Genomic DNA, 9,243 nt, shown 5'->3' on the forward strand with positions numbered 1-9,243 from the left:
AGCCTGCGGCAGCTCCTACACGGGATCGCGTTTTACCTGTAGGAGCTGGCGAAGGCTGCGATTTTTTCTGGTGACTAAAAATAACAAATCAGTCACCGGTTGACCCTATGTGTCGCAAAAGTTGTTGGGGTACACTCGGCCTCAATGAAAACACCCTTCCACGAATACCTTTTTAGATCTTGCGAGGTTTGCCATGGCTGACTACAAAGCGCCGCTGCGCGATATGCGCTTCGTCCTCAATGAAGTGTTCGAAGTCGCCAAACTCTGGGCCGAACTGCCGGCGCTGGCCGAGACTGTCGACGCCGAGACCGTTGAAGCGATTCTCGAAGAGGCCGGCAAGGTCACCAGCAAAAGCATCGCGCCCCTGAGCCGTGTGGCAGACGAAGAAGGTTGCCACTGGGCCGACGGTGCCGTCACCACGCCGGCCGGTTTCCCACAGGCTTATCAGACTTACGCTGAAGGCGGTTGGGTCGGCGTTGGCGGTGATCCGCAATACGGTGGCATGGGCATGCCCAAAGCCGTTTCGGCCCAAGTCGAAGAAATGGTCAACTCCGCCAGCCTGTCCTTCGGTCTGTACCCAATGCTGACTGCCGGCGCCTGCCTGTCGATCAACGCCCACGCCAGCGAAGAGCTGAAAGCCGCGTACCTGCCGAACATGTACGCCGGCGTCTGGGCCGGTTCCATGTGCCTGACCGAGCCGCACGCCGGCACCGACCTGGGCATTATTCGCACCAAGGCCGAGCCTCAGGCCGATGGTTCCTACAAGGTCAGCGGCACCAAGATCTTCATCACTGGTGGCGAACACGACCTTACGGAAAACATCATTCATCTGGTTTTGGCCAAGCTGCCTGACGCACCGGCCGGCCCGAAAGGTATTTCGCTGTTCCTGGTGCCGAAGTTTATGGTCATTGCCGACGGCAGCCTGGGCGCGCGCAATCCGGCGAACTGCGGTTCTATCGAACACAAGATGGGTATCCAGGCATCCGCCACCTGCGTGATGAACTTCGACGAAGCGGTCGGTTATCTGGTTGGTGAGCCGAACAAGGGTCTCGCCGCGATGTTCACCATGATGAACTACGAGCGTCTGGGCGTCGGCATTCAGGGCCTGGCCACTGGCGAGCGCTCCTATCAGAACGCCGTCGAATACGCGCGCGACCGTCTGCAAAGCCGTTCGCCAACTGGCGCGCAGAACAAAGACAAAGTCGCTGACCCGATCATCGTCCACCCGGACGTGCGGCGCATGCTGCTGACCATGAAAGCCTCGAACGAAGGTGGCCGTGCATTTTCCACCTACGTGGCGATGCAACTCGACACGGCCAAGTTCAGCGAAGACGCAACCACGCGTAAGCGTGCTGAAGATCTGGTCGCCTTGCTGACGCCGGTGGCCAAGGCGTTCCTGACCGATCTGGGTCTGGAAACCACCGTCCACGGCCAGCAGATTTTCGGCGGCCACGGCTACATCCGCGAGTGGGGCCAAGAGCAACTGGTGCGTGATGTGCGCATCACGCAGATCTATGAAGGCACCAACGGTATTCAGGCGCTGGACTTGGTGGGGCGCAAGATCGTCGGCAGCGGCGGCGCGTACTATCAACTGTTCGCCGACGAGATCCGCCACTTCACCGCTTCGGCGAGTGGTGATCTGGGGGAATTCACCAAGCCGCTGAACGACGCTGTCGATACCCTCGACGAGTTGACGGCGTGGCTGCTGGATCGGGCGAAAAACAATCCGAACGAAATCGGCGCAGCCTCGGTCGAATATTTGCAAGCGTTTGGTTACACCGCTTATGCCTACATGTGGGCACTGATGGCCAAAGCCGCGTTTGGCAAAGAATCGCAGGAAGATTTCTACGCCAGCAAGCTCGGCACCGCGCGCTTCTATTTCGCCCGTCTGCTGCCGCGCATTCACTCGTTGAGCGCGTCGGTGAAGGCTGGTAGCGAGTCGTTGTTCCTTCTGGATGCAGCGCAATTCTGATGCGATGACGTGATGTAAGCATTCGCTTACATCACGTGCTGCTCTTCTCCCATATGCGTAGATTGGATCCACGGCTAATCTACATTTCATGGACGTCGCGCAGGAAGCGCAAAGCAACAACAGGGACACGTAGGATTCTGCCAGGGTGGCGGAGTGAAATGGATGTCAGGGAAACAGTCTGCAAAGCCCCGCTTCGGCGGGGTTTTCTTTTGTCTGCAGAAAAGTTTTCAGGCCCGGGAATCCAGCGGCGGCGCACCCTTGAGCGGTTTCTCTTCACGCCCCATCACTTCTTCCAGCAATGTCCGCAGCAACGCCAAAGACGCCTGCTGACGTTGTACGTCGCGACACACCAAGCCCACCTTCAGCGGCACCCGTGGTTCGCTCAATGGTTTCCAGAGCAAATCCTCATCGTCGTATTCTTTTTGCGATTGGCCTGGCAGCACTGTTGCCAGTTTGGTGTGCGGCAAACTGTCGAGAATCCCCACCATATTGTTCAGTTCTGCCTGCACCTGCGGGCGCCGACCGAGGCTGGTCAATTGAGCCTGCCAGATCTGGCGAATCTGAAACTCTTCTCCGAGCAGCAACATCGGCAATTCGGCAGCCTGTCGGATCGAGACTTTCTTGAATTCACGCAACGGATGATCCGCCGGGATGACCAGCGTGAGCTCATCTTCATACAGCAGCACACCATGCAGCCCGGGCTGACGCGGCGGCAGATAGCTGATGCCGATATCCAGTGAGCCATTGAGCAGGCGCCGCTCGATCTCCAGTCCCGTCAGTTCATAGATCTGCACAACCAGATGCGGTTGCGCCTTGCGCACCCGCTCAAGCATTTGCGGGACGAGGCTGGTGTGCACCGTTTGCAGCACACCGATTGCCAACGTGCGCAGTGCCTGGCCCTTGAAGTTGCCCAACGCCTCCCGGGCCCGTTGCAAACCATCGAGCAAAGGCAACGCGTGGTTGTACAACGTATGGGCGGCGAGGGTCGGCAGAAGGCGTTTGCTGCTGCGTTCGAACAGAGTGACATCGAGGTTCTGTTCGAGCTGGCGGATCTGCTGCGAGAGTGCCGGTTGCGAGATCGACAGGCGTTCGGCGGCCCTCCCGACATGACCTTCTTCGTAGACCGCGACGAAATAACGCAGTTGTTTGAAATCCATAAGTAATGCTAATCGAAAATGCTGGGAAATCGAAATGGCCCGGAGCCGTCAGTGAGCCTAGTCTAACCGCATTCACAAGGCTTACAGGGCCAGAGAGCGCGATGAATAGCGTTTGCTTCGACAGTGTTTGCATAGGCAGTTCAAAAAACCTCAATGGAGGTTTTTTCCAATGAATCTGTTCAGTTTGCGCCGCCCGGTGCCGAGTCTGGATGACCTTGCTTTCGAGGCCGATCAGCCTGTTGCTGGGGGCAGCCTGAACGCCGATCGGCTGATGCCCAGCGTCGAGCGGCCCCAGCAGGTCTTCGTCCGTGGCCAGGGTTCCTGGTTGTGGGACAGCAACGACCGCGCTTATCTCGACTTCTCTCAGGCTGGCGGCGCCAACAGCCTCGGTCACAGTCCGTCGGCGCTGGTCAAAGCCATCGCCAGTCAGGCCCAGGCGCTGATCAATCCCGGTTTCAATCTGCACAATCGCGTCATGCTCAGCCTCGCCGAACGCCTGTGTGCGAGCACCTCCAGCGATCAGGCTTATCTGCTCAACAGCGGCAGCGAAGCTTGTGAAGCGGCGATCAAACTGGCGCGCAAGTGGGGTCAACTGCATCGCGGCGGCGCCTCGCGGATCATCGTTGCGAAGCAGGGCTGCCACGGCCGTAGTCTGGCGACGATCTCGGCGTCGGACAGTGCGAACCTGCCCAACCGCTTCGCGCCGTTGTTGCCTGGCTTCGATCTGGTGCCATTCAACGATTTGCCGGCAATGCATGCTGCAGTGGATGCGCAAACCGTAGCGATCATGCTTGAACCGATCCAGAGCGATGCTGGCGTCATTCCCGCCACCGAGCATTACCTCAAAGGCGTCGAGCGTTTGTGCCGTGAACTGGGCATCCTGTTGATCCTCGACGAAGTGCAGACCGGCATCGGGCGATGCGGCACCTTGCTCGCGGAACAGTCCTACGGTGTACACGCCGATATCGTCGTGCTCGGCAAAGGTCTCGGAGGTGGCGTGCCATTGGCGGCGCTGCTGGCGCGAGGCAAGGCGTGTTGTTTCGACGCCGGCGAACTGGGTGGCACCCATCACGGCAATGCGCTGATGACAGCAGCGGGGTTGGTGGTGCTCGACAGCGTGCAGGACCGGACTTTTCTCGAACAGGTTAGAGAAAACGGCCAGCACCTGCGCGAAGGTCTGGCGCGATTGGCCCACCGCTACGGCCACGGTGAACTGCGCGGTCAAGGCCTGTTCTGGGGACTGAGCCTGTCAGACGACTCTGCGGCTGCTGTCATCAATGCCGCACTGCACGAAGGCCTGCTGCTCAACGCCCCGCAAGCCAACTGCCTGCGTTTCACCCCGGCACTCACCGTCAGCAAAACCAATATCGATGAAATGCTCCTGCGTCTGGCCCGCGCCTTTTCCCGCGTGCGCACTGCGCAACTGCAATGCCGTAAAGGGATTGCCGTCTGATCCGAAACGTCCTACCCGAATTGAAGAACCGTCTCGCGGTATAACGCACGCCCCACGCCTGATTCTTTTGGCGTGGGGCGTTTTTTTGTGTGGGGTAGTGGCGAACAAATGGCGATAGCACTGAACCCTGACGAACGGCAAATGTCGATTAGCTTGTATGGCTCAAGTGAGCCAACCCCCAATCAGGAGCTGACCCATGGATTTCATTCGTATCATCATCGCCATTCTGTTGCCGCCACTGGGTGTGTTTCTGCAGGTCGGGTTCGGCGGGGCGTTCTGGCTGAACATTCTGCTGACGTTGTGTGGCTACATTCCGGGGATCGTGCATGCGGTGTACATCATCGCCAAGCGCTGAGTCCTGCAGCGCCAGGTAGGTTGCCTTCGCGAGCAGGCTCGCTCCCACACTGGATCTGTGTCGTTCACAAATCCCCTGTGGGAGCGAGCCTGCTCGCGAAAGGGACACCGCTAATTCTGTGTGAACGTTAGCCCCATCACCCGCCGATAAAACAACCACTCCTGTTCCAGCGCATGCGCCTGATTCACCGCGCGGCGGAAGCCGTGGCGTTCATCGGCGTAGTAATGCGCCTCGACCGGGATGCCGTTCTGCTCCAGCGCCGTGACCATGTCGCGGGTCTGTTGCGGTACGACGACGGCATCCAGTTCACCCTGAAAGAAAATCACCGGCACGCGAATATTGCTCGCATGCAGTAGCGGAGTGCGGGCGGCGTAACGTTCGGCGTCTTCCTCGGGATCGCCGATCAGCCAGTCGAGGTAGTCGCCTTCAAACTTGTGCGTGGCTCGGGCAAGGGCTACCGGATCGCTGACGCCATAAAGGCTGGCGCCCGCACGAAACACCTGATGGAACGCCAGGGCGCACAGCGTCGTGTAACCGCCCGCGCTGCCGCCCCGAATAAATGCGCGATCACCATCTACCATGCCACGCTCGGCGAGATACGCCACCACCGCGCAGGCATCTTCGACGTCGACGTCACCCCAGCTCAAATGCAACGCCTGTCGATAGTCGCGGCCATAACCGCTGCTGCCGTGATAGTTAAGGTCGGCCACGGCGAAGCCGCGTTGCGTCCAGTACTGGATGCGCGGGTCGAGCATCGGGTAGCAGGCCGACGTCGGGCCGCCATGAATGAACACCACCAGCGGCGGTTTCGTCTCGCCGCTCATGGCCGGATAGAAGAACCCGTGGGCCTCGCCCGCAACGCTGGGGTAACGCAGGGTTTGCGGGCGGCTGATGCGTTCGGCGGGCAACGGTGCAACACCGCCGGCCAGCACTTTGACTGCGCGGGATACGCGATCAATGGCGATCACCGCTGAAGGACTGATCGGCGACGCGGCGATGCAATAGATGAATTGCTGATCCAGTGCCAGATGACGAAAGCGGCTGTAGTCGCCGGTAAAGTCTTCGCCGTTCAGCGCTAGGCAGCCGAACCCACCCTCGCTCCAACTGGCCAGGTAAGACTCACCAACGGGTAGCCAGGTGCAACCGCCTAGCTGCCAAGGCGCGGGTGCATGATCGGCTTCAGCACTTGGCAAAGGCTGAAGGCCATTCGATGTATCAATCCACGGTTGCCAGAATCCGCCACGATCGGTCAGACAATACAAACGGCCTTCAGCATCGAAACGCGGCTGTTGAATGGATTCCTCAAATTGTTCGCCCGCCACGCAACGGGGCGCCGAAAAATCACCTTCGGCCACCATCAACCGAGTCGACGTCCAGGGCTGATGCGGGCGGCTCCACTCGATCCACGCCAGACGCTGGCCATCAGGACTTACCGTCGGTGCGGCGTAAAAGTCCGCCCCTTCGGCCAGCAGATGACGCTTGCCGTCAGCCAGATCAATCGCCACCAGCCGATGCGTGTCATGTTGTTCCTCAACCGCCAACACCTGGCCATCGGCAAAATGCAGATCGCCATAACGGCACTCGCCCGACGTCAGCGCCTCAGGCTCGCCATCCAGCGTTTGCCGATACAGTTGCTGATCCGCCTCGCCGACGAAAACTACCCCGTCAGGCGTCAGACAAAACGCGCCACCGCCATATTCGTACACCCGACTGCGCACGCTGAAACCGGCCGGCGTCAGACATTTCGCCACGCCGTCACGCCAGTGCCAGATCCGGCACGCGGCATCTTCGGGACGATATTCATTCCAGAACAAACCGTTGGCACCGAGTTGCAGTTCGGCGAAATCCATCCCGGCGGCGACGGCTTGAGCGGCGCTGAAAGGCTCAGCCTTTAGCGATGAGGCGTGAATTTCGTTCATTACGGAAGGCCAGTTGTTCGATGGTTTGAGTAGCGTGTTCGGCTTCCTCGCGGGCTTTGAGAATCACGCCGTGCTGTTCGGATTTGCTGCACACCGGGTCAGCGTTGCTCGCGTCCCCCGTGAGCATGAACGCCTGGCAGCGACAGCCGCCGAAGTCCTTTTCTTTCTCGTCGCAGGAGCGGCAAGGCTCGGGCATCCAGTCGTAACCGCGAAAGCGGTTGAAGCCGAACGAGTCGTACCAGATGTGCTGCATGCTGTGGTCGCGCACGTTGGGAAATTGTACCGGCAGCTGTCGGGCGCCATGACAGGGCAGGGCAGTGCCGTCCGGGGTGACTGTCAGAAAGATGCTGCCCCAGCCGTTCATGCAGGCTTTCGGGCGTTCTTCGTAGTAGTCCGGGGTGACGAAAATCAGCTTGCACGGATGCCCTTCGGCTTCCAGTTTGGCGCGGTATTCGTTGGTGATGCGTTCGGCGCGCACCAGTTGTTCCTTGGTCGGCAACAGACCGACTCGGTTGAGCTGCGCCCAGCCGTAGAACTGGCAGGTGGCGAGTTCGACGAAATCCGCCTCGAGCGCAATGCACAGCTCGATGATGCGGTCGATCTTGTCGATGTTGTGCCGATGAGTGACGAAGTTCAGCACCATCGGATAGCCGTGGGCCTTCACCGCACGGGCCATTTCCAGCTTCTGCGCGAAAGCCTTTTTCGAGCCGGCGAGCAGGTTGTTCACTTGCTCGTCACTGGCCTGAAAACTGATCTGGATGTGATCGAGACCAGCCTTCTTGAAGTCGCTGATTTTCTGTTCGGTGAGGCCGATGCCCGAGGTGATCAGGTTGGTGTAGAAGCCCAGTTTGCGAGCTTCAGCAATCAGCTCGGCAAGATCCTGGCGCACCAGCGGCTCACCACCGGAAAAGCCCAGTTGCGCCGCGCCCATCTCCCGCGCCTCGCGGAATACCTTGATCCACTGCTCGGTGCTCAGCTCTTTGCCCTGCTCGGCAAAATCCAGCGGATTGGAGCAGTACGGGCATTGCAGCGGGCAGCGGTAGGTCAGCTCGGCGAGCAACCACAGCGGCAGGCCGATCTCAGGCTTGGGCGGCAGGTTCACCGACGAATCAGGCAAGTTCGATCCAGTGCTGCGCACGGGCAACCTCCATGAATTGCGCGATGTCTTCACCGAGTTCGGGCACGCCGGGGAACTGCTTGTCGAGTTCGGCAATGATCGCCGCGACATCGCGCTCACCGTCGATCAAACCGCCGATCAGCGCGGCGCTGTCGTTGAGTTTGATCATGCCTTCGGGGTACAGCAGCACATGGCCTTTTTGCGCCGGTTCGTACTGGAAACGGTAACCGGGGCGCCAGGTCGGGGTCTTGCTGCGGTCGAAACTCATAGGGTGATTCCTTTATGCCAGACCCGTTGTTCGGTCACGCTGTGATACGGCGGGCGGTTCAGTTCGTAGGCCATGCTCATGGCGTCGAGCATGCTCCAAAGGATGTCCAGTTTGAACTGGAGAATTTCCAGCATGCGCTCCTGGCCATCGCGCGTCTTGTAGTGCTCCAGCGTGATCGCCAAGCCATGCTCGACATCACGGCGCGCCTGACCGAGGCGGGTGCGGAAATATTCGTAACCGGCCGGGTCGATCCACGGGTAATGCTGCGGCCAGCTATCGAGGCGCGACTGGTGGATCTGCGGCGCGAACAGTTCGGTCAACGAGCTGCTGGCAGCTTCCTGCCAACTGGCGCGGCGGGCGAAGTTGACGTAGGCATCGACGGCGAAGCGTACGCCGGGCAGCACCAGTTCCTGGGAGCGCAATTGATCCGGGTCGAGGCCGACCGTTTGACCCAGGCGCAGCCAGGCTTCGATGCCGCCGTCTTCACCCGGGGCGCCGTCGTGGTCGAGCAAGCGCTGAATCCACTCGCGACGGATTTCGCGATCCGGGCAGTTGGCGAGGATCGCCGCGTCTTTCAGGGGAATGTTCACCTGATAGTAGAAGCGGTTGGCGACCCAGCCCTGAATCTGTTCGCGGGTGGCGCGGCCCTGATACATCGCCACGTGGTACGGGTGATGGATGTGGTAGTAGGCGCCTTTGGCGCGCAGGGCCGCTTCGAATTCGGCGGGGGACATCGGTTGGTCGGTCATTGCGGTTCTCCGGGGAACAACCGTTGGAATCACTTGTGTCTATTCGGACGTCATCGCTGGCGAGCCAGCTCCCACAGTTTTTGTGTACGCCACAGAACCCTGTGGGAGCTGGCTTGCCAGCGATGAGCATTGGTATCTACACATCTCCCGATCCTGGTCTATAAAAGGACGGCATGGATATCAAATGACCGGGCTAGATGCCCGACTGACAAAACGATACGACGAGTTAGTCATGGGACACAGTAATGGACTA

At 59.8% G+C, this 9,243-nt stretch carries 8 protein-coding genes; 3 read left to right on the plus strand and 5 right to left on the minus strand.

Annotated features, from left to right (window positions below):
- Nucleotides 1-193: 193 nt before the first annotated feature.
- Nucleotides 194-1,972, plus strand: coding sequence for an acyl-CoA dehydrogenase C-terminal domain-containing protein (locus tag IAI51_RS24370; protein ID WP_187680794.1), 1,779 nt, complete (start codon nt 194-196; stop codon nt 1,970-1,972).
- 227 nt (nt 1,973-2,199) lie between these two features.
- Here IAI51_RS24370 and IAI51_RS24375 read toward each other — a convergent pair whose 3' ends face one another.
- Nucleotides 2,200-3,129 (minus strand): LysR family transcriptional regulator, encoded by a 930-nt coding sequence (locus IAI51_RS24375; RefSeq protein ID WP_187680795.1) that lies wholly within the window; start codon nt 3,127-3,129, stop codon nt 2,200-2,202.
- 169 nt (nt 3,130-3,298) lie between these two features.
- On the opposite strand from IAI51_RS24375, the gene IAI51_RS24380 reads away from it, so the two are divergent.
- Nucleotides 3,299-4,582, plus strand: coding sequence for an aspartate aminotransferase family protein (locus IAI51_RS24380; protein WP_187680796.1), 1,284 nt, complete (start codon nt 3,299-3,301; stop codon nt 4,580-4,582).
- A 196-nt stretch (nt 4,583-4,778) separates the two neighbouring features.
- Complete coding sequence (locus IAI51_RS24385) at nt 4,779-4,937, plus strand: YqaE/Pmp3 family membrane protein (protein WP_003228885.1); 159 nt, start codon at nt 4,779-4,781, stop codon at nt 4,935-4,937.
- A 110-nt stretch (nt 4,938-5,047) separates the two neighbouring features.
- On the opposite strand, the gene IAI51_RS24390 is transcribed toward IAI51_RS24385, so the two are convergent.
- The 4 genes from IAI51_RS24390 to pqqC are packed head-to-tail and all read right to left on the minus strand — an operon-like array spanning nt 5,048 to nt 8,990.
- Entirely contained in the window at nt 5,048-6,856 is a 1,809-nt protein-coding gene (locus IAI51_RS24390; protein WP_187680797.1) for a S9 family peptidase, read from the minus strand.
- On the minus strand, nt 6,822-7,958 hold the full coding sequence (gene pqqE / locus IAI51_RS24395) for a pyrroloquinoline quinone biosynthesis protein PqqE (RefSeq protein ID WP_410458018.1): 1,137 nt from the start codon (nt 7,956-7,958) through the stop codon (nt 6,822-6,824). The genes IAI51_RS24390 and pqqE overlap by 35 nt, the downstream gene beginning before the upstream one ends.
- A 7-nt stretch (nt 7,959-7,965) precedes the next feature.
- The gene (gene pqqD, locus IAI51_RS24400; protein ID WP_187680799.1) at nt 7,966-8,241 is read right to left on the minus strand and encodes a pyrroloquinoline quinone biosynthesis peptide chaperone PqqD; all 276 of its coding nucleotides are present in this window, start codon (nt 8,239-8,241) and stop codon (nt 7,966-7,968) included.
- Nucleotides 8,238-8,990: a pyrroloquinoline-quinone synthase PqqC gene (gene pqqC, locus IAI51_RS24405; protein ID WP_187680800.1), complete on the minus strand. Its 753-nt coding sequence runs from the start codon at nt 8,988-8,990 to the stop codon at nt 8,238-8,240. The genes pqqD and pqqC overlap by 4 nt, the downstream gene beginning before the upstream one ends.
- Nucleotides 8,991-9,243 lie beyond the last annotated feature (253 nt).

The organism is Pseudomonas sp. N40(2020) (assembly GCF_014472415.1).
Classification (GTDB): domain Bacteria; phylum Pseudomonadota; class Gammaproteobacteria; order Pseudomonadales; family Pseudomonadaceae; genus Aquipseudomonas.

Bases quoted from the DNA above. Each gene is read 5' to 3' on its own strand.
- IAI51_RS24370 (WP_187680794.1), top strand. From the start codon at position 194: ATGGCTGACTACAAAGCGCCGCTGCGCGATATGCGCTTCGTCCTCAAT.
- IAI51_RS24375 (WP_187680795.1), bottom strand. From the start codon at position 3,129: ATGGATTTCAAACAACTGCGTTATTTCGTCGCGGTCTACGAAGAAGGT.
- IAI51_RS24380 (WP_187680796.1), top strand. From the start codon at position 3,299: ATGAATCTGTTCAGTTTGCGCCGCCCGGTGCCGAGTCTGGATGACCTT.
- IAI51_RS24385 (WP_003228885.1), top strand. From the start codon at position 4,779: ATGGATTTCATTCGTATCATCATCGCCATTCTGTTGCCGCCACTGGGT.
- IAI51_RS24390 (WP_187680797.1), bottom strand. From the start codon at position 6,856: ATGAACGAAATTCACGCCTCATCGCTAAAGGCTGAGCCTTTCAGCGCC.
- pqqD (WP_187680799.1), bottom strand. From the start codon at position 8,241: ATGAGTTTCGACCGCAGCAAGACCCCGACCTGGCGCCCCGGTTACCGT.
- pqqC (WP_187680800.1), bottom strand. From the start codon at position 8,990: ATGACCGACCAACCGATGTCCCCCGCCGAATTCGAAGCGGCCCTGCGC.